The 19,565-nt window shown below is 57.6% G+C and carries 22 protein-coding genes; 10 read left to right on the top strand and 12 right to left on the bottom strand.

The window, feature by feature from the left end:
- Together DEO48_RS09165 and ahpC are read right to left on the bottom strand one after the other, a co-directional pair.
- On the bottom strand, window positions 1-740 hold a 740-nt coding region (locus DEO48_RS09165; RefSeq protein WP_181366985.1), incomplete at its 3' end, for a thioredoxin family protein.
- A gap of 241 nt (window positions 741-981) precedes the next feature.
- The gene (gene ahpC / locus DEO48_RS09160) at window positions 982-1,545 is read right to left on the bottom strand and encodes an alkyl hydroperoxide reductase subunit C (RefSeq protein WP_008501015.1); all 564 of its coding nucleotides are present in this window, start codon (window positions 1,543-1,545) and stop codon (window positions 982-984) included.
- A 623-nt stretch (window positions 1,546-2,168) separates the two neighbouring features.
- Here ahpC and DEO48_RS09155 point away from each other — a divergent pair.
- The gene (locus DEO48_RS09155; protein ID WP_109844979.1) at window positions 2,169-3,068 is read left to right on the top strand and encodes a LysR family transcriptional regulator; all 900 of its coding nucleotides are present in this window, start codon (window positions 2,169-2,171) and stop codon (window positions 3,066-3,068) included.
- A gap of 276 nt (window positions 3,069-3,344) precedes the next feature.
- Here the strand turns inward: DEO48_RS09155 and DEO48_RS09150 are convergent, their stop codons facing one another.
- Window positions 3,345-4,505 (bottom strand): pyridoxal phosphate-dependent aminotransferase, encoded by a 1,161-nt coding sequence (locus DEO48_RS09150; RefSeq protein ID WP_109844978.1) that lies wholly within the window; start codon window positions 4,503-4,505, stop codon window positions 3,345-3,347.
- Between the two features lie 122 nt (window positions 4,506-4,627).
- Here DEO48_RS09150 and DEO48_RS09145 point away from each other — a divergent pair, with 122 nt between their 5' ends.
- From DEO48_RS09145 to DEO48_RS09135, 3 genes are read left to right on the top strand one after another with little or no spacing between them, the layout of a single operon-like run.
- A complete protein-coding gene (locus DEO48_RS09145) occupies window positions 4,628-5,242 on the top strand; it encodes a methylthioribulose 1-phosphate dehydratase (protein ID WP_109844977.1) in 615 nt (204 codons plus the stop codon).
- Window positions 5,239-5,928: an acireductone synthase gene (gene mtnC, locus DEO48_RS09140; RefSeq protein WP_109844976.1), complete on the top strand. Its 690-nt coding sequence runs from the start codon at window positions 5,239-5,241 to the stop codon at window positions 5,926-5,928. The genes DEO48_RS09145 and mtnC overlap by 4 nt, the downstream gene beginning before the upstream one ends.
- On the top strand, window positions 5,925-6,467 hold the full coding sequence (locus DEO48_RS09135) for an acireductone dioxygenase (protein WP_109844975.1): 543 nt from the start codon (window positions 5,925-5,927) through the stop codon (window positions 6,465-6,467). Before mtnC ends, DEO48_RS09135 begins: the two co-directional genes overlap by 4 nt.
- A 139-nt stretch (window positions 6,468-6,606) precedes the next feature.
- On the opposite strand, the gene DEO48_RS09130 is transcribed toward DEO48_RS09135, so the two are convergent.
- The gene (locus tag DEO48_RS09130; RefSeq protein WP_023334870.1) at window positions 6,607-6,831 is read right to left on the bottom strand and encodes a helix-turn-helix domain-containing protein; all 225 of its coding nucleotides are present in this window, start codon (window positions 6,829-6,831) and stop codon (window positions 6,607-6,609) included.
- 106 nt (window positions 6,832-6,937) lie between these two features.
- Here DEO48_RS09130 and DEO48_RS09125 point away from each other — a divergent pair, with 106 nt between their 5' ends.
- A complete protein-coding gene (locus DEO48_RS09125) occupies window positions 6,938-7,210 on the top strand; it encodes a helix-turn-helix transcriptional regulator (protein WP_109844974.1) in 273 nt (90 codons plus the stop codon).
- A 35-nt stretch (window positions 7,211-7,245) separates the two neighbouring features.
- Here the strand turns inward: DEO48_RS09125 and DEO48_RS09120 are convergent, their stop codons facing one another.
- Window positions 7,246-7,725 carry an SRPBCC family protein gene (locus DEO48_RS09120; protein ID WP_109844973.1) on the bottom strand — a complete coding sequence of 160 codons (480 nt, stop codon included), beginning with the start codon at window positions 7,723-7,725 and terminating at the stop codon, window positions 7,246-7,248.
- Between the two features lie 42 nt (window positions 7,726-7,767).
- The gene (gene mtnA, locus DEO48_RS09115; RefSeq protein ID WP_109844972.1) at window positions 7,768-8,784 is read right to left on the bottom strand and encodes an S-methyl-5-thioribose-1-phosphate isomerase; all 1,017 of its coding nucleotides are present in this window, start codon (window positions 8,782-8,784) and stop codon (window positions 7,768-7,770) included.
- 104 nt (window positions 8,785-8,888) lie between these two features.
- Here mtnA and mtnK point away from each other — a divergent pair, with 104 nt between their 5' ends.
- The gene (gene mtnK / locus DEO48_RS09110; RefSeq protein ID WP_109844971.1) at window positions 8,889-10,088 is read left to right on the top strand and encodes an S-methyl-5-thioribose kinase; all 1,200 of its coding nucleotides are present in this window, start codon (window positions 8,889-8,891) and stop codon (window positions 10,086-10,088) included.
- 62 nt (window positions 10,089-10,150) lie between these two features.
- On the opposite strand, the gene DEO48_RS09105 is transcribed toward mtnK, so the two are convergent.
- From DEO48_RS09105 to DEO48_RS09090, 4 genes are all read right to left on the bottom strand, one after another.
- Window positions 10,151-11,392 (bottom strand): LVIVD repeat-containing protein, encoded by a 1,242-nt coding sequence (locus DEO48_RS09105; protein ID WP_181366984.1) that lies wholly within the window; start codon window positions 11,390-11,392, stop codon window positions 10,151-10,153.
- A 129-nt stretch (window positions 11,393-11,521) separates the two neighbouring features.
- Window positions 11,522-12,586, bottom strand: a complete 1,065-nt coding sequence (locus DEO48_RS09100; RefSeq protein WP_109844969.1) for a sugar ABC transporter substrate-binding protein — start codon at window positions 12,584-12,586, stop codon at window positions 11,522-11,524.
- A 19-nt stretch (window positions 12,587-12,605) separates the two neighbouring features.
- Complete coding sequence (locus DEO48_RS09095; RefSeq protein ID WP_109844968.1) at window positions 12,606-13,601, bottom strand: ABC transporter permease; 996 nt, start codon at window positions 13,599-13,601, stop codon at window positions 12,606-12,608.
- Window positions 13,598-15,100 (bottom strand): sugar ABC transporter ATP-binding protein, encoded by a 1,503-nt coding sequence (locus tag DEO48_RS09090; RefSeq protein ID WP_109844967.1) that lies wholly within the window; start codon window positions 15,098-15,100, stop codon window positions 13,598-13,600. Before DEO48_RS09090 ends, DEO48_RS09095 begins: the two co-directional genes overlap by 4 nt.
- Window positions 15,101-15,259: 159 nt before the next feature.
- Between DEO48_RS09090 and DEO48_RS09085 the strand changes: the two genes are divergently transcribed.
- The 4 genes from DEO48_RS09085 to DEO48_RS09070 all read left to right on the top strand — a co-directional run bounded on the left by DEO48_RS09085 (window position 15,260) and on the right by DEO48_RS09070 (window position 18,014).
- On the top strand, window positions 15,260-16,348 hold the full coding sequence (locus DEO48_RS09085) for an oxidoreductase (protein ID WP_047742554.1): 1,089 nt from the start codon (window positions 15,260-15,262) through the stop codon (window positions 16,346-16,348).
- Between the two features lie 57 nt (window positions 16,349-16,405).
- Complete coding sequence (locus tag DEO48_RS09080) at window positions 16,406-17,149, top strand: SDR family NAD(P)-dependent oxidoreductase (protein ID WP_032661029.1); 744 nt, start codon at window positions 16,406-16,408, stop codon at window positions 17,147-17,149.
- 183 nt (window positions 17,150-17,332) lie between these two features.
- Complete coding sequence (locus DEO48_RS09075; protein ID WP_047749439.1) at window positions 17,333-17,629, top strand: type II toxin-antitoxin system RelE/ParE family toxin; 297 nt, start codon at window positions 17,333-17,335, stop codon at window positions 17,627-17,629.
- Window positions 17,610-18,014: a helix-turn-helix domain-containing protein gene (locus DEO48_RS09070; protein WP_109844966.1), complete on the top strand. Its 405-nt coding sequence runs from the start codon at window positions 17,610-17,612 to the stop codon at window positions 18,012-18,014. Before DEO48_RS09075 ends, DEO48_RS09070 begins: the two co-directional genes overlap by 20 nt.
- Here the strand turns inward: DEO48_RS09070 and DEO48_RS09065 are convergent.
- Entirely contained in the window at window positions 18,011-18,208 is a 198-nt protein-coding gene (locus DEO48_RS09065) for a YbdD/YjiX family protein (protein WP_006809671.1), read from the bottom strand. The genes DEO48_RS09070 and DEO48_RS09065 overlap by 4 nt on opposite strands.
- Before the next feature lie 96 nt (window positions 18,209-18,304).
- Window positions 18,305-19,565: carbon starvation CstA family protein (locus DEO48_RS09060; protein ID WP_309136803.1), on the bottom strand; the 1,261-nt coding region annotated here is incomplete at its 5' end.

Raw genomic sequence — 19,565 nt, 5'->3', positions numbered from 1 at the left:
CCGCCAAAGCGTTCACCCATCAGGCCCGTGCGGATCCCTTTACGCGCGGAGTACACTGCCGCCGCCGCGCCCGCCGGACCGGAACCGACAATCAGCACGTCATAGGCATCACGTTTGTTCAGCTCTTCCGCCGCACGTTTTTCAGCACCGGTATCCACTTTGGCTACGATTTCGGTCAGCGTCATACGGCCCTGGCCGAACTCTTTGCCGTTCATGTAGACCGCTGGAACGCCCATCACGTTGCGATCGGTGATTTCATTCTGGAAGGTACCGCCGTCAATTGCCGTGTGCTTGATGCGCGGGTTGAGGACCGACATCAGGTTCAGCGCCTGCACCACGTCCGGACAGTTGTGGCAGGAGAGCGAGTAATAGGTTTCAAACTCGAAATCGCCGTCGATATCGCGGATCTGCTCCAGCAGCGCCTGCGCCTCTTTCGACGGATGACCGCCGGTCCACAGCAGCGCCAGCACCAGCGAGGTAAATTCGTGCCCCAGCGGCGAGCCGGCAAAACGCGGCCCCAGCTCAGAGCCTGGGTTAGTAATCAGGAAAGAAGGCTTACGGACGTTAAGCGAGTTATCTTCTTTGAAGGTCACTTTTGGCGACAGCTCGGCGATCTCAGCCAGCAGTTCTTTGATCTCTGCCGATTTCGCGCTGTCGTCCAGCGTGGCAATCAGCTCAACGGGTTTAGTCATTTTCTCAAGGTAGGCCTTGAGCTGGGTTTTCATATTGGTGTCGAGCATTGTTCTTCCCTCTCTTAAGACGTCATCATGCAAGCTGCCTTATGTGGGCGGCCTGAATGCAACTTGCATCATGGTGCTGGAATAACATGGGCGCGGGTGCGCCCATAATTGAAAAAATTTCCAAAGTATTTCGCGTCAGAGCAAGGCGGCTAGCCTGTGAATCCCCGGGAGCTTACTGAAGTAAGTGACCGGGGTGAGCAGGCGACGCCAACGCAGCTATGGCGTGAAAGACGACGGAAATTTAGATCTTGCCGACCAGGTCCAGGGATGGTGCCAGCGTTGCTTCGCCTTCTTTCCATTTAGCCGGGCACACTTCGCCTGGGTGAGAAGCGACATACTGCGCTGCTTTCACTTTACGCAGCAGGTCAGACGCATCACGGCCGATACCTTCAGCGGTAACTTCGATAGCCTGGATAATGCCCTGCGGGTCAACAACGAAGGTGGCACGGTCAGCCAGGCCTTCATCTTCACGCATGTTGTCGAAGTTACGGGTCAGGGCGCCAGTCGGGTCACCGATCATCGCGTATTTGATTTTCGCGATGGTTTCAGAGCTGCTGTGCCATGCTTTGTGGGTGAAGTGGGTATCGGTAGAGACAGAGTAAACGTCTACGCCCAGCTTCTGCAGTTCGTCGTAATGGTCTGCCACGTCACCCAGTTCAGTCGGGCAAACGAAGGTAAAGTCAGCCGGATAGAAGAAGAAGACGCTCCAGCGGCCTTCGGTATCTTTCTCGGTAACTTCGATAAACTCACCGTTTTTGAACGCCTGGTTTTTGAAAGGTTTAATTTTGGTGTTAATCAAAGACATCTGTACTTCCTCCGTGTTTTCGTTGAGATGTAAGGTAACCAACTTTATTCATCGGGGCTAATGCGTATGCTTTATCAAATCAATCAGCCAAACCTTACAACGTCGACAAGACAACAAGGTGAACCTTTTACAGGAAAGCCTAAAAGTAAAAAGGCCGCCTCAACGGGCGGCCCTGATACCTGAATTCCCCGCAGGTACATTCAGTGCCAGCCGAAACTGGCGTTGCGTTGCGCTCTACAACCCTTTATATCAAGGCGGTAACAGCCTTTTGATTACACCACCCGCGCAGGGATTGAGCAATCCATAAGAGAGGCATTCCTGCCTATGGCTGTGATAGGTTGCGTCGAACATCATTCCGGAGCGTTACAGATGTATTTTTATTATAAAACTATCGCGATATATAAATGGCAATTGTCATTTAAAATGATCACTCACTTTTCTACAATAAAATTATCTCAATCGCTTTCGAAGCGCTATTTCAATAATCTGCCACCGTGATATATTAAGATGTTTTTAATTTAAAACTAAGAGAATTAACCGAAAGAATTATAAATGGTTAGCCTCAAACTATTGTTATCAGTTATATGATAACCACAGCAAACGCAGCGCCCTCAGGACGAAACATGGCAAACCTCTATGACCTTAAAAAATTCGATCTTAATCTGTTAGTCATTTTCGAGTGCATTTACCAGCACCTTAGTATCAGTAAAGCCGCCGAAACGCTGTATATCACACCCTCTGCCGTGAGCCAGTCACTGCAGCGTCTGAGAGGGCAACTCAACGATCCTCTGTTTATCCGTTCCGGTAAAGGGATCACGCCCACGACCGTCGGCGTCAATCTGCATCATCATCTGGAACAGAACCTGAACCAGCTGGAGCAGACTATCAATATCATGCACAGCAGCGGGTTGAAGAAGAACTTTGTCATTTATTGCCCGCATTTTATGAGTACGAAAGCAACGCTTGACCCTATAAAACTGCTCATGGATAACCATAACTATTCAATTGAATTGCATGATGTTTTTCTTTCGTCTGATTCAGCAGAAGATCTTTTAGCCTACAGAAGAGCCGACCTGATATTTTCATTTTCTTCTTCTAACAATCATTCTGTCGCCTGTAGCCTCTACCATAAACTTCCTTTCGTCCTCGTTTGTCGTGAGGGCCATCCCCGTCTCAGTGAAAATCCCACGCGTGAAGAGATCCTGAATGAAAACTTCACCGCCTACCTGAACGATGAGAACAGCTTCAAAGACTATCAGGAAAAGGCCGAAAGCCTGTTAACCAAAAGAAATATCGTCTATCGTAGCGACTCTTTTATCTCCCTTCTGTCGGTGATCGGTTCGTCCGATCTCATAGGATTAGTACCCGCGCCGGCCTTCGAACAATATGGGCCAGCCCTCAACCTGCGAAAAGTGGAAACTGACATTCGATTCCCCAGCATTGATATTTACATGATGTACAACCGTTCCGCGCTCAATAGCTCAGCATTCGCGAGTTTTATTGAAGAATTATCCTTACCGTAAGATATTGCTGTGGTTCTCACACAAAATGAGAACTACGATTTTAAAAAAGCATCACGTCATAGAATTAAGCGGCATATATCCAGTTGATTATTGACTGATATCATCCTCTCTTTTGTATTGGCGCTACAGTCTGGTATTTATTGCGCAGGATGAGAATAAGCAAGGCGCTGGGAATGGACGGCGATGAAGTCTTGCGCCTCAGACAAATAAACGGTCTGCTGGAGCTGTTTGCAGACCGCAGACCGCCGTTACTCAGAAGCGTGGACGGTGAAATAATCAGAGCGTGTTCAGACGCTCTGCCGCCGCCAGCAGCGTCGATTCCTGCTTCGCAAAGCAAAGACGAATAAGCTTATGCGGGAAAGGATCGGCGCAGAACACCGACAGCGGAATGGCGGCCACGCCCACCTCTTTCGTCAGCCACTGGCAGAAGCTCACGTCGTCCAGATCCGAAATCGCGCTGTAGTCGGCGAGCAGGAAATAGGTCCCTTCTGAGGGCAAAATCTCCAGACGGCTTTTGCTTAGCGCCGCCACAAACAGATCCCGACGTTCACGATAGAAGTGCGGCAGCTCGCGATAGTGCTCCGGCTCGGTGCGCAGCATATCCGCCAGCGCCAGCTGAGCCGGCGTGTTCACGGCAAAGGTCAGATACTGGTGCACCTTGCGCAGCTCGGCGCTGATAGCCGCCGGTGCAACGCAGTAGCCCACTTTCCAGCCGGTCATATGGTAAGTCTTACCGAATGACGAGACGGCGATAGCGCGCTCGCGAAGCTGCGGATGGGCCAGCACGCTGGCATGTCCTTCTTCTGCAAAGCAGATGTGCTCGTAGACCTCATCGCTCAGCACGTAAATTTCACGTTCCGCAATCGCCTGCCAGAGTGCGGCGAAATCGGCCTTTTGCCACACCGTCGCCGACGGGTTGTGCGGGGTGTTCAGGACCACCAGGCGGGTTTTGTCGCTCAGCAGCGCAGCAAACGCCTGCCAGTCAGGGCGAAAATGCGGCGGCTGAAGCGCCACGCGCTTCACCACGCCGCCGGAGAGTTCAACCGCAGGTGCATAGCTGTCGTAGCTCGGATCAAAGCAGATAACTTCATCGCCCTTACGCACCAGCGCGGTAATCGCCGCATACAGCGCTTCGGTCGCCCCTGCCGTCACCGTAATGTCGCTGTTCGCATCGGGCTTATGGCCGTATAGCTCCGCCGTTTTATCCGCAATGGCTTCCCGCAGCGCCTGCACGCCCGTCATCGGCGCATACTGATTCGCCCCCTGCGCCACGTGGTACGCCAGACGCTCCTGCAGATACGTCGGGCCATCGAAATCCGGGAAGCCCTGAGAAAGGTTAATGGCGCTGTGCTGCTGCGCCAGAGCGCTCATCTGCGTAAAGATGGTAGTACCGAGATTGGGAAGTTTACTATTAGGAATCAATGCATTATTGCTCATTGTATCGTGCCTGCTTGTAATACTTATGTTGCTGCCACTATAACACGATGTTAGTCTTTGGCAATCAAGACGCTTAGACGTCTAAACCATATGAATATTCCTGGCCGCGAGGGTAAAAGGAAATGACAGACAACCTGCAACTCACACATCTTGTCGACGCCTGCCGCTGGATTGGCGCTAAAGGCTGGGCACCCGCCACCGGCGGCAACATGTCGGTGCGTCAGGACGAACGCCTGTGCTGGCTCAGCGAATCCGGCAAAGACAAAGGCAGCCTGACGACGGAGGATTTTTTGCAGGTGGAGATTGCCACCAACCGCGCGCCATCTGGCCGTAGACCGTCGGCGGAAACCGGTCTTCACACCCTTATTTATCGCCTGTTCCCGGAAGCCAACGCCGTCCTGCACGTTCATACCGTCAACGCCACGGTGCTGTCGCGTCTGGTCAAAGAAGCCGAGCTCAACATCAGCGGCTTTGAGATGCAAAAGTCCCTCACAGGGCAGACCACGCATCTGGATACGGTGGCTATCCCGGTCTTTGATAACGACCAGGATATTGACGCCCTCGCCTCCCGAATCGCCCATTACGCACAGGAACGCCCGCTTAATTATGGTTTTCTTCTGCGCGGTCATGGCTTAACCTGCTGGGGACGCGACGTGGCCGAGGCCCGCCGTCATCTGGAAGGACTAGAATTCTTATTTGAATGCGAAATGCGTTTACGACAACTGGAGAGAATATGATTCGCGCGATTGTGACGGATATTGAAGGGACCACCAGCGATATCCGTTTTGTCCATGACGTTTTGTTCCCCTATGCGCGTGAGCGGCTGGCGGCCTTCGTGACCGCGCAGCAGTACGCCGAGCCGGTCAAATCCATTCTGGACAACCTGCGTGATGAAATCGATAACCCGCACGCTAGCGTCAGCGAGCTTATCGAGGCCCTTTTTGCCTTTATGGATGAGGACCGCAAATCCACGGCGCTCAAAGCCCTGCAGGGGATCATCTGGCATGACGGCTACGTGAACGGCGACTTTACCGGCCACCTCTATCCGGACGTACTGCCTGCGCTGGAAAAATGGAAGGCGCAAGGGATTGATCTCTATGTTTATTCCTCTGGCTCCGTTGCCGCGCAGAAACTGTTATTTGGCTACAGCGACGAAGGTGATATTACTCATCTGTTCAGCGGCTATTTTGATACCCACATCGGCGCCAAGCGCGAGGTGCAGTCCTATCAGAACATTGCGGCACAAACGGGCATCGCCCCGTCGCAGATCCTGTTCCTGTCCGATATTCATCAGGAGCTGGACGCGGCTGAACAGGCAGGCTTTCGCACCCTGCAGCTGATTCGCGGTGATGAAGACGGCGCAAGCCATCACCATCAGGTCCACCAGTTTGACGAGATTAATCCGGAGCAGATCCCTTCATGAGCGCATTGACCATTTATTCCGATAAAGACGCCAGTCAACATCAGTGGTACAGCACCGACGCCGCCGAGATCGCCCAACAGCTCAACGCCAAAGGCGTGCGGTTTGAACGCTGGGCTGCGGATCGCGATTTAGGACACGATCCCGCGCCCGAAGCCGTGATCGCGGCGTATCAGCATGCGATCGACAAACTGGTGGCAGAGAAAGGCTATCAGAGCTGGGACGTGATCAGCCTGCGCGCCGACAACCCGCAGAAAGAGGCGCTGCGCGCGAAGTTCCTGAACGAACATACCCACGGCGAAGACGAAGTGCGCTTCTTCGTGGAAGGCGCGGGGCTGTTCTGCCTGCACATTGGCGATGAGGTGTATCAGGTGCTGTGCGAGAAAAACGATCTGATTTCCGTTCCCGCCGGCACGCCGCACTGGTTTGATATGGGCTCAGAGCCGAACTTTACGGCGATTCGTATTTTCGACAATCCGGAAGGCTGGGTGGCGCAGTTTACGGGCGATGCCATCGCGGATGCGTATCCGCGAATGGCATAATCTTTTCTCCCTCTCCCCGTGGGATGAGTGATCCCCACAAATTAATGCGAGCACTGAGCTATCCCCTCGCCCCTCTGGGGAGAGGGTTAGGGTGAGGGGAACATACGGCTGAGGTGGTCATTCCTATTTCAGGCATTAATTAAATACTGGCGATAATCCTCTGTACATCTGCGTCAACCAGCCTCGCCAGATGCACAAACTCCACCACATCTAACCTGCGTTCACCACTTTCCACTTTAGCGATAAACGATTGGGGTTTCCCCAAAGCCTCAGCAAGCTGCGCCTGAGTAATCCCCTTCTCCTTACGAGCTTTCTTCAACGCACTGATAACACGCTGGTATTCGTCCGAGTAAACTGAGGCCATTGTTCCGATTCCATACAAATATCCTGAAATCGAATATCCTCCCATTGTGTTTTTATCCCAAAACAGGATAATTAAGTGCGTAACAAATACATGTAAGGAGGACACAATGCGTCATCAGAACTGGCATCCTGCCGATATCATCGCCGCACTAAAGAAACACGGAACAAGCCTTGCTGCGTTGTCCCGAAAGGCTGGCCTTTCCTCATCCACACTGGCAAACGCGCTTACCCGACCATGGCCCAAAGGTGAATTGCTTATCGCTCAGGCGCTAAACATTCCGCCCGATGTGATATGGCCGGAAAGATACTTTGATGAAAAGGGAGAGCCAATATTTCGTCAGATGAGGAATACCAAAAAGAGAAACCTATCTTCGACTTGATCAATGAATTCTCCCCCTCACCCCAACCCTCTCCCTCAAGGGAGAGGGGGTCGAAGAGACTTCACATACCCCACAAGCTGATCCAGCACAATCCCCCACCCTTCGTGGAAGCCCATCTGCTCGTGCTGTTCGCGGATTTCCTTCGTCGGATGACGCGCAATCGCCGTGTAGCGGGTTTTGCCCTCGCCTACGTCTTCCAGCAGCAGGATCGCCGTCATAAACGGTTTCTCCGCAGGCTTCCAGTCCTCCCCGTAACCGTCGGTAAAGACCAGCTTTTGACCGGGATCGATTTCCAGAAAGACGCCCCGGTTATCCATCCGCTGACCGTCCACATCAAACACGGTGTTGAACCGCCCGCCCACGCGGAGATCGAGATCGCATTCGGTCACCTTATGGGGAGCAGGAATGAAGAAGTTTTTGATGTGTTCCGGCGTGGTCCAGCAGAGCCACAGCAGGTCGCGCGGTGCATCCACCACGCGCTCCAGTTTTAAGTCAGTTTCAGGATCGAGCGTCACGATATTGTCCTCTTAAGGGAACCCCTTAAAGGATAGCCGGACTCAGGCGAATTTCCCGTTTGCCACCGCTTCCGGCGTGACCACGCCCGTATCCAGCACCCAGCCGCTAACCAGCGAGGCAGGCGTAACGTCAAACGCCGGGTTATAGACCTGCGCGTTTTCCGGCGCCCACTGCACCGCGCCAAAGCTTCCGGCCACGCCCGTCACCTCGCTGGCGGCGCGCTGCTCAATGGGGATCGCGTCCCCGTTCGGGCAGTCCGGATCGAGGGTCGTTTGCGGGGCAGCCACATAAAACGGAATGCCGTGGAATTTCGCCAGCACCGCCAGAGAATAGGTGCCGATCTTGTTCGCCACGTCGCCGTTGGCGGCAATACGATCTGCGCCCACCCACACGGCGTCAACTTCCCCTTTTGCCATCAGGCTGGCGGCCATGGAATCGGTAATCAGCTGGTACGGTACGCCCAGCTCGCCAAGCTCCCACGCGGTCAGTCTACCGCCCTGCAGCAGCGGACGGGTTTCATCCACCCAGACGCTGCTGACGTTGCCTTCCTGATGCGCGCGGGCAATCACGCCCAGCGCGGTACCGACGCCCGCCGTTGCCAGCCCGCCGGTGTTGCAGTGGGTCAGTAGGCGGCTGCCGGGCTTCACCAGCGCGCTACCGGCTTTCGCAATCGCGTCGCAAAGCCGTTTGTCTTCGTCAATCAGGCGCAGCGCTTCGGCCACCAGCGCCGGAACATAATCTTCCTGCCACAGCGCAATCTTCATGCGGTCGAGATTGTTCATCAGGTTCACCGCCGTCGGGCGGGAGGCGCGCAGGGTTTCCAGCGCCGCCGCCAGCTCGTCGCGGCTTTTGCCGTTTTCCGCCAGCAGCGCCAGCAGCAGGCTTGCAGAGAGACCAATCAGCGGCGCGCCGCGCACGCGCAGGGCGTGAATATGCCCGACCAGCGCCTCTACCGTCGAGGCATCCAGCCAGCATTTCTCCTGCGGAAGCGCCTGCTGATCGAGAATAAAGAGCTGATTATCCGCCACCCGCAGGCTGGTCGTCTGTAATGTCTGCATGTCGTTAATTCCCTGTTGCGTTGTTGTAGCACATTGTGTCAGGATGAAATCCAGATGTATAGACGTCTACATGTCTTAATTAGAAAACTCGTGAGGAGCAGGCCATGTCGCAATACCGTACCTTTACCGCTCAGGACGCCGTGGAGTATGCCAGGCAGTTTGGCGGACTTGACGATCCTTCATCGCTGGTAGAGGCGCAGGAAGTAGGCGACGGCAACCTCAATCTGGTATTCAAAATTTTCGACGGCGCGGGCGTGAGCCGCATCGTCGTTAAGCAGGCGCTGCCCTATGTGCGCTGCGTCGGCGAGTCCTGGCCGCTGACGCTGGACCGCGCCCGTCTTGAAGCACAGACCCTGGTCGAGCACTACCAGCACAGCCCGCAGCACACCGTGAAAATCCACCACTTTGACCCGGAGCTGGCGGTGATGGTGATGGAAGATCTCTCCAGCCATCGCATCTGGCGCGGCGAGCTGATTAAAAATAATTTCTACCCACAGGCGGCCCGTCAGCTGGGCGAATACCTCGCGCACGCGCTGTTCCACACCAGCGATTTCTACCTGCACCCGCACGCGAAAAAAGCGCAGGTGGCGAAATTCATCAACCCGGAGATGTGCGAGATCACCGAAGATCTGTTCTTCAACGATCCGTACCAGATCCACGAACGCAACAGCTATCCGGCCGAGCTGGAAAATGACGTCGCGGCCCTGCGCGACGACGCTCAGCTTAAAATTGCCGTGGCCTCCCTGAAGCACCGCTTCTTCTCGCACGCCGAAGCGCTCCTGCACGGCGATATTCACAGCGGCTCGATTTTTGTGGCCGACGGCAGCCTGAAGGCCATCGACGCCGAGTTCGGCTACTTTGGCCCGATTGGCTTTGACGTCGGCACCGCCATCGGCAACCTGCTGCTGAACTTCTGCGGGCTGCCGGGGCATCTGGGCATTCGCGATGCCGCCGCCGCGCGCGAGCAGCGCCTGACAGATATCCAGGAGCTGTGGAACACCTTCGCGGAACGCTTCCAGGCGCTGGCAAACGAGAAATCCCGCGACGCCGCGCTCGGCGCGCCGGGCTATGCCTCCGCGTTCCTGAAAAAGGTCTGGCATGACGCCATCGGCTTCTGCGGAACCGAGCTCATTCGCCGCAGCGTCGGGCTTTCCCACGTCGCGGATATCGACACCATCCAGGACGAGGCGATGCGCCACGAGTGCCTGCGCCACGCCATAACGCTCGGTAAAGCGCTGATTGTCATTGCCGACCGCATCGACAGCGCCGAAGATCTGGTGGCACGAGTGCGGCAGTACAGCTGATTACATTTGGTTTTCTCCCTCTCCCTGTGGGAGAGGGCCGGGGTGAGGGCATCAAACCGCACTTACCCCAAATACTCAATCACCGACAGCCCGCCGTTATAATCCGTGCTGTAAATTATCCCCTGCACATCCACAAACACGTCGCACGACTGGATCACCTGAGGGCGATTCGGCCGCGTGTCCATCATTCTCTCCGGCGCGGCGGGCACCAGCGCACCGGTTTCCACTGGTCGATACGGATTGGAAATGTCATACGCCCGCACGCCCGCGTTCTGCCAGGTGGCAAAAATCAGCGTCGAGCTGACGAAGCTTCCCGGCCGGTTCTCGTGCAGGTTGTGCGGGCCGAAATGCGCCCCTTTCGCCACGTAGTCGGTTTCATCCGGCTGCGGGAAGGTCGAGATGCTCACCGGGTTCGACGGCTCGCGGATATCAAACAGCCAGATCAGCTTTTCGCCATCCTCCTGGTTATCCAGCACCGCTTCGTCCAGCACCACCAGCAAATCGCGGTCCGGCAGCGGCAGCGCGGTGTGCGTCCCGCCGCCAAACGGCGGGCTCCAGTTGCGGTGGCTTATTAGCTTCGGCCGGGTGCGGTCCTTCACGTCCAGCAGCGTCAGGCCGCCGTCGCGCCAGCTGCCGTAGGCGGTATCGCCCGCGATAATCGCGTGGTGCAGCGCGTAGCGTTTCCCTTCCGGCCAGTTCGGCTTCTCCCCTTCCGCCTGGTTCATCCCCGGCAGCCACCAGCGCCCCGCCACTTCAGGCTTGCGCGGGTCCGCCAGGTCGATGGTCAGAAAGATGTAGTCGGTAAAGCCGTCAATGAGTGCTGAAACGTAGGCCCAGCGTCCGCCGACGTACCAGATGCGGTGAATGCCGATGCCGCTCAGCGACAGAAAGCCGATTTCGCGCGGCCTGTCGGGCGTGGAGATATCAAATACGCGCAGCCCGGCGCTCCAGCCTTTGTCCTGCACGTCGCTGACGGTCTCGCCCACCTGCCGGGTGTAGTAGACCTTCTCATCGGCAAAACGCGCATCGGCAAAAAGATCCCGCGCGTTGATGACCAGCAGCAGGTCGTCATGCGCCTGCAGGTGCACGTTCCAGGTGCCGGGCGGCGCGGGCACGTAGCCCGCCGCTTTCGGGTTCTTCGGGTCGCGCACGTCGACAATCGAAAAGCCCTGCGACACCATATGGCCGATATAGGCGAAACCGCGATGCACCATCAGCTGTACGCCGTCCGGACGACCGCCCTGATCGCTATGGCCAATCAGCCGCATATTGCAGCTGTATTCGGGTGGGGGTAGTTGAGACACCTTGAACTCCTTTCGCCCGTTGGCGCTACGCTTACCGGGCCTACGGGTACTGTTGGTTTTCCCCCTCTCCCTGCGGGAGAGGGCCGGGGTGAGGGCGTCAGGCTGCACCTGACGCCACCCGGCCTGGTTTTATTTATTCTTCGCTTCCAGCGTCGCAAACCATGGCGCGATAAAATCTTCTGTCTGGCCCCAACCCGGAATGATTTTCCCCAGCGACGCCACGTTCACCGGGCCCGGCTGGGCGGTCAGCAGCGCCTGAGGAATGGCCGCCGCTTTGAAATCGTAGGTCGCAGGCGTAGCTTCCCCGGCAATCTTGTTCGCCACCAGGCGCACGTTAGTCGCGCCAATCAGCTTCGGATCCACCGCCACGCTCACCTTCCACGCGCTGCCCGGCTCGCGCATCAGCTGCAGATCCTGGTTGGAAATGTCGATGCTGTAGAGCTTGATCTCGGTGCGGCCGTTCTCCTTGAGCGCCTTGTACGCGCCCTGGCTGAAGGCGTCCCAGGTTCCCCAGATGGCGTCGATTTTACCTTTCGGGTATTTCGCCAGAATCGCACCCACCTTGTTGGCGGTGTCACCCTGCACGTCAGAAGAGACCGCGCCGATAGACTCCAGCTCTTTGATGTCCGGGTACTGTTTTTGCAACTCTTTATACGCCGCCTGACGACGCTCCATCGGCGGGAAGCCCGCCACCCACAGCTTGACGATATTGGCCTTGCCGTTGAAATCTTTCGCCAGCTGGCCGAAGGAGAGGTTCGTCAGGGAGGCATCGTCCTGCTGGGTGACGGTCACGCCCGGGATCTCGCCGTTAACCGCCGTATCAAAGACGGCGACTTTGATCCCGGCGTCCACCGCCTTTTTCACCAGCGCGGTGGAGTACGGATCGCGCCCCTGAGAAAGGATAATCCCGTCGTACTTCTGGCTGATGGCCTGGTTCACGAAGTCCTGGAATTTGGCGTCGTCCCCGTTGCTTAAAAAGGTGCTGACCTTAAAGCCAAGCTTCTTCCCTTCCTGAATGGCCCCGGCAATAAACTGCGTGGTGTTGTCGTCTGAGCCGAGGTTACGGATCACCGCGATACGAATGGGGCCGTCATGGTTGGCAATGGCCGCCGGAAGCGGTGCGGGCGTGGCCGCGAAGCCAGGCAGAGCGGTGAATAACCCTAATGCCACCAAAGAGAGTGCAATCTTTTTCATTTTTTATCCCGTTGTGTTGTCAGCGTTTTTGTATGTACGTAATCGCCAGCGCTACCGCGAGCACCAGCCCTTTTATAATGTCCATGGCGTAATACGGCACGGAGAGCATCACCAGCCCGTTCGACAGCACGCCGAGAATGACCGCCCCGACCAGGGTTCCCAGCGCGTTCGGCTTGCCGGAGCCTGCCAGAGAGAAGCCAATCCACGCCGCCGCCACCGCATCCATCAGGTATCCGCCGCCCGCATTCACCTGCGATGAACCGATGCGCGAAGCCAGCAAAATCCCGCCCAGGCCCGCCAGCAGCGAGGCTATCACGTAGGCCGCCACCTTGTAGCGCGTGGTGCGAATGCCGGAGAGGCGCGCTGCCTCCGGGTTACCGCCAATGGCGTACATCCGACGACCGTGAGTGGTGAGCGACAGCCCCAGTTGCGCCAGAACCGTCACCACCAGCATGATGATCACAATCGTCGGCACCTGCCCCAGCAGGCTGAACGTCGCAGGGATGGTGCCTTCCGCCATGTCACCGCTCGGCAGCACCATGTTCTCGGTAATCGACCCGCCGTAGCTGTAGGTCATCGCCACGCCCTGGATCACAAACAGGCTGGCCAGCGTCGCGAGCATGTCCGGAATGCGCAGGATGACGATCAGAAAGGCGTTAAACAGGCCGACCAGCGTGCAGAGCGCGAGGGTGATCAGAATCGACTCGGTGGTGCCGAAGCCGTGCCAGACGAAAAGGGAAATCACCAGCGCGTTCGCCAGCGACGCGGTCGATCCTACGGAGAGATCGAACCCGCCGATGGTCAACGAGATCGACACGCCAATGGCAATCACCGTCACGATGGCAATCGAGCGCAAAATGTTGATGATGTTGTTCGGTTCGAGGAAGCTGTCCGACGCCAGGCCAAAGACGGCCACCAGCGCGACGACGGTCAGCAACATGCCCCACCTGTAGAGAAAATCGAAAATCTGCTGGCGGCCTGACGCCGCCACGTTCACTGAAAGGGCCTTGCTCACGGCGCCGTTCCTCCGGTTGAATAATAAAGTAGTGTCTCTTCGCGGGCCTCGGCCCCGGCGATTTCCGCCACGATGCGCCCGTCCCACAGCACGCAGATGCGGTCGCACAGCCCGACCAGCTCGGCAAACTCGCCGGAGGCGTAAATCACCCCTTTGCCCTCGCGCGCCAGGCCGTCAATAAGCTGGAACAGATCGGTTTTGGCCTTCACGTCCACGCCTTTGGTCGGCTCGTCGAATATCAGCACGCTGGCGTCAGTGCGCAGCCATTTACCGATGGCAACCTTCTGCTGGTTGCCGCCGGAGAGACGGCGCAGCACCTGCCCCGGCCCACGCGCGCGCACGCCGACGCGGGCTATCACCTCTTCCGCCCAGCGCCACGCCTGACGATGGCCAAACAGGCTCCAGCGCGAAAAGCTGTTATCGGCGCATACGGCAAGGTTCATGCTCACCGGCTCGTCGATAAAAATGCCCTCTTTCCGCCGCTCCTCCGGCACCAGCGCCAGACCTCGCAGCACGGAGTCGGCCGGGTCGCGCGGCTGCCAGGATTGATGATTCAGCTCACCGCGCGCCACACGGCTTTTGGTGGCGCCAAACAGCGCCTTGCAGAGTTCGGTTTTTCCCGCGCCCGCCAGCCCGGCAATCCCGAGAATTTCGCCTTTGCGCAGGTGCAGGGAGATATCTTTCAGCAGCGCGTCGTCATGCAGACCTTCCACCCGCAGCAGCGTCTCTTCGCCGTGCGGCGGCCTCGCGGGCGGATAGATATCGCTCAGCACGTGGCCGAGCATCTTCTCGACGATCGCTTCGCCGCTAAGATCGGCCATCGGACCGGACTCGATCAGCTTGCCGTCGCGAAGCACCGTCAGGGTGTCGCAGATGGCCTTCAGCTCGTGAATGCGGTGAGAGATAAACACCACGCCGATGCCCTGCTGCTTTAAGCGTCTCACCACCCCAAACAGGCGCTCGCTCTCATGCGCGTCCAGCGGCGCGGTGGGCTCATCAAGAATCAAAAAACGGCAGTGGTGGGACAAGGCGCGTGCCAGCAAAATCTGCTGCTTTTCGGCCAGCGAACAGCCGTCGATGGAACGGCGAACGTCCAGCGTCACGTCGAGCTGCGCCAGCGCCTGTCTCGCCTGCTGGCGGATCGCGCGCCAGCTGAAGCGATGCCCTGGCTGCGCCAGCTGATCGAGCATGATGTTTTCGGCAATGCTTAACCCTGGGATCAGCGCCACGTCCACCTCCTGCTGAACGAGGTGGATCCCCAGCCGTTTGGCGTCAAGCGGTTCGCGGATGCTCACCGGCTGGTTGTTGATGCTGATCTCGCCCTCATAGTGGTCGTGCGTGCCGCACAGCACCGCCATCAGCGTCGATTTCCCCGCGCCGTTGGCGCCGGTCAGCGCGTGTACGGATCCGCCGGTTAAGGTAAAGTCCACGCGCGACAGCGCCTGAAAGCCGGAAAAGGCCAGGCTGATACCGCGCATTTCAAGGCGACTGGAAACCATCCGCGTAAATCCTTCATTACTCTTCTGATTTATCGAATTTTTCACAGCTCCGGTTGACTGACAACGACGGAAAAGGCATAAGTTAAAGCGAAATATTATTAGCCATCCGGATGTCCAGACATAACATCGGGTTAGCGCTTCCGCAAAAAGGACACCATCATGAGCAACACCGATATCCGCGTCGTGCCTGGCCCGGCGAACTACTTCTCTCATCCCGGAAGCCTTGCGAGGCTGGATAACTTCTTTACCCCGGAACAGCTCTCCCGCGCGGTGTGGATTTACGGCGAGCGCGCTATCGAAGGCGCGCGCCCTTTCCTGCCCGAGAGCTTTAACGCGCCGGGGGCGAAACGCCTGCTGTTTAAAGGCCACTGCAGCGAGCGCGACGTCACCCATCTGGTGAATGAATCCGGCAGCGACGCCAGCGTGGTGATTGGCGTCGGCGGCGGCGCGGTGATGGATACCGTCAAGGCCGTGGCGCGCCGCTTAGGGGTGCCGTTCGTGGGCATCCCCACCATTGCCGCCACCTGCGCGGCGTGGACCCCGCTCTCCGTCTGGTACAACGATGCCGGTCAGGCGCTGCATTTTGAGATCTTCGACGACGCCAACTTCCTGGTGCTGGTGGAGCCGCAGATCGTCCTTAACGCCCCGGCGGAGTATCTGCTGGCGGGCATCGGCGATACGCTGGCGAAGTGGTACGAAGCGGTGGTATTGGCACCTGAGCCGGAGAACCTGCCGCTGACCGTGCGGCTGGGCATCAACGGCGCGCTGGCGATCCGCGACGTGCTGCTGACGCGCAGCGAAGAGGCGCTGGCCGACCAGCAGCGCGGCGAACAGACGCAGGCGTTTCGGGACGTGGTCGATGCAATCATCGCCGGCGGCGGAATGGTTGGCGGCCTGGGCGAGCGCTATACCCGCGTGGCGGCGGCTCATGCGGTACACAACGGCTTAACCGTGCTGCCGCAGACGGAAAAATACCTGCACGGCACCAAGGTAGCCTACGGCATTCTGGTGCAGAGCGCCCTGCTCGGCCAGGACGACGTGCTGGCGCAGCTGGTCGCGGCGTACCAGCGTTTTAACCTGCCGACCACGCTTCGCGAGCTGGACGTCGACATCAATAACCGCGACGAGCTGGATCGGGTCATCGCCCACACCCTGCGCCCGGTGGAGTCGATTCACTATTTACCTGTTACGTTAACGCCTGACGTTCTGCGCGCCGCGTTTGAGAAAGTGGAATCCTTCAGCCGTTGATCGCGCCGACAGGCTATACCTAATGATGATTCTTACCACTCTCGTAACGAGGTCATCATGCAGATCGATTTAACAGGTAAAAAGGCGCTGGTTACCGGCGCCAGCCGCGGGTTGGGTCGTGCGATTGCCCTGTCGCTGGCGCGCGCCGGTGCGGATGTGATTATTACGTATGAAAAATCTGCCGATAAAGCCCAGGCGGTCGCCGATGAGATTAAGGCGCTGGGACGACACAGCGAAGCCGTGCAGGCCGACAGCGCCAGCGCGCAGGCGATTCAGGATGCCGTCACCCATGCGGCGCGTTCCCTTGGCGGGCTGGACATTCTGGTCAACAACGCCGGGATCGCGCGCGGCGGCCCGCTGGAGTCCATGACGCTGGCGGACATTGACGCCCTTATCAACGTCAATATTCGCGGCGTGGTTATCGCCATTCAGGAAGCACTGGTGCACATGTCCGACGGCGGGCGCATTATCAACATCGGCAGCTGTCTGGCAAACCGTGTGGCGCAGCCGGGCATTGCCGTTTACTCGATGACCAAATCGGCGCTGAATTCCCTCACCCGCGGGCTGGCCCGTGATTTAGGGCCGCGCGGCATTACCGTTAACCTGGTGCACCCCGGCCCCACCAACAGCGATATGAACCCGGAAGACGGGGAACAGGCTGACTCTCAGCGTCAGCTTATTGCTTTGGGTCATTACGGTCAGCCGGAAGACGTCGCGGCGGCGGTCACGTTTCTTGCCAGCCCGGCGGCCGGGCAGATCTCCGGTACCGGCCTGGACGTGGACGGCGGTTTGAACGCCTGATCGCAATCTCCCTGCAAGCCTCTGTCGCCCGGCAGAGGCGTTTCCGAGCGCCCTCGACGGTTCGCGTTTTGCCGCTTTCTCCGGTTATTTCACCGCTCTACAGTATCCCATTAGAAATTCGGAATTTATCTAATAGTCTTATTATTTCCTTATACTTTGTGCGGGCGTACAGTGGAGGTACGGATGAAGATTGTCTGGTCAAAGAATGCAAAGAAAGAGTTTTTCAAAATCGATGGCCGATATCAGCGAAGAATCAAAGCAAAACTTGCTGAGCTGGACGATCGCTCAGCTCCCCGGCCCGATATCAAAAAAATATCGGCGACAGAAAATCAATTCCGGCTACGCGTTGGCGATTACCGCATTCTGATTACACTTCGGGACGATCCCGATAACCATTGTTATGTTTTGGCCGTCAAGCGCAGAACATCAACGACCTACCTTCACGAGGAGAAAGCCCCCTATGGCTGTTCAGCTAATTAAGGACGATGACGGAAAAGCGCAGTACGTCGTTATTCCCTATGATGAATACTTTCGTATGTGCTTACAGATGGCAGAAATTGACGACGAAACCGATGATGATCTAGAGGATATTGAAGTCGAACACGATTGTTATGATGACGTAGGATTACCTGGTGAAGTGTGCGACGTCATGCATAACGAGAACGTCAGCCTGCAGGCCGCGTGGCGTATCCTGCGCGGCATGTCCCAGCAGGAAGTAGCTAAGAAACTCGGCATCACCCAGTCCGCCGTGTCGCAGCTGGAAGCGCTCGACTCCCGTCCGCAAAAGCGCACCCGTGAAAAGCTGGCAGCGATCTACGGCTGCAAGCAGGAACAGATCAGCCTCTATTTACCGAAAGAGGGTTAACAGCACTTCGCCCCGCCCTTGCCGCCGTAGCGGGCATCCTGGCGGTCGCGGAAAAATTCTTCGTAGGTCATGGGCGTCTGGTCCGGATGGTTGACGCGCATATGCTCGACGTAATTATCGTAGTCCGGCACGCCAATCATCATTTTGGCGGCCTGGCCCAGGTACTTACCTGCTTTGGAAAGGGTGTCGAACATAATCAGTTTCTCGTTTGTTTTCGGCCCTCTCCCGGAGGGAGAGGGCGGAGAAAAAATGTAGGCCGGGTAAGGCGAAGCCGCCACCCGGCACACAGGTTAATGCGCCCCTTTCGCCTGGGTCACAATCTCTTCCAGGTTTTCAGGCATCGGCTCGTACGGCGTCTCTTTCGCCGTAGGCTTATCGTTTTTCAACGCCGCCAGCGCGGTCTTCAGAGAATACAACGCCAGCACCACGACCACCACCATAAAGAAGATGGTCAGCCCGGCGTCCAGACGGTTGTTAAACACCAGCTGCGACAGCTGTGATTCGGTGTACTGTGCCGGGATCTTGCCGCTGTCGATCATCGTCTGGAACTTGTTGGCAATCGCCAGGAAGCCCACCTTATTATCCGGGCTGAAGGCCTTCTGCCAGCCCGCCGTCAGGGTACAGATCAGCAGCCACGCGGTTGGCACCAGTGCCACCCACGCGTAACGCTGGCGCTTCATCTTGAACAGCACTACCGCGCAGAGCATCAGCGCCATGCCCGCCAGCATCTGGTTGGCGATACCAAACAGCGGCCACAGGGTGTTAATCCCGCCCAGCGGATCGACCACGCCCTGGTGCAGGAAGTAGCCCCACGCCAGCACGCACAGCGCCGTTGCCAGCAGGTTCGCCGGGAGCGAATCGGTACGCTTCAGATTCGGAGAGATCACGCCAAGCAAATCCTGGAGCATAAAGCGCGCCGCACGGGTTCCCGCATCCACCGCCGTCAGGATAAACAGCGCCTCGAACAGGATGGCGAAGTGATACCAGAACGACACGTCCATCAGCCCGCCCAGCGCGCCGTGCAAGATGTAGGCCATCCCCACTGCCAGCGTCGGCGCCCCGCCCGCACGGGAGATAATCGACTGCTCGCCCACTTCACTGGCGATGCTCGTCAACGTATCAGGGGTAATCGCAAAGCCCCAGCCGCTCACTACCTGCGCGGCGGACGCCACCACGTCAACGGTACCAGCCGGTGCCAGTACCGCCATCGGGCTGTTCATCGCGAAATACACGCCCGGGTCGATAATGCAGGCGGAGACCAGCGCCATGATGGCGACAAAGGATTCCATCAGCATGCCGCCGTAGCCGATCAGGCAGGCCTGATTTTCATTCGCCAGCATCTTCGGCGTGGTTCCGGAAGCGATCAGCGCGTGGAAGCCCGACACCGCGCCGCAGGCGATGGTGATAAACAGGAACGGGAACAGGTTACCGGTCCAGACCGGGCCGGTACCGTCGATGAATTTGGTTAACGCAGGCATGGTCAGGGTCGGGCGCATAATCAGAATGCCGATCGCCAGCCCGACGATGGTGCCGATTTTCAGGAACGTAGAG

The organism is Enterobacter sp. CGMCC 5087 (assembly GCF_003144775.1).
Classification (GTDB): Bacteria; Pseudomonadota; Gammaproteobacteria; order Enterobacterales; family Enterobacteriaceae; genus Enterobacter; species Enterobacter cloacae_M.
The sequence above is the reverse complement of the archived record's forward strand: the minus strand, read 5'-3'. Positions and strand labels throughout refer to the sequence as shown.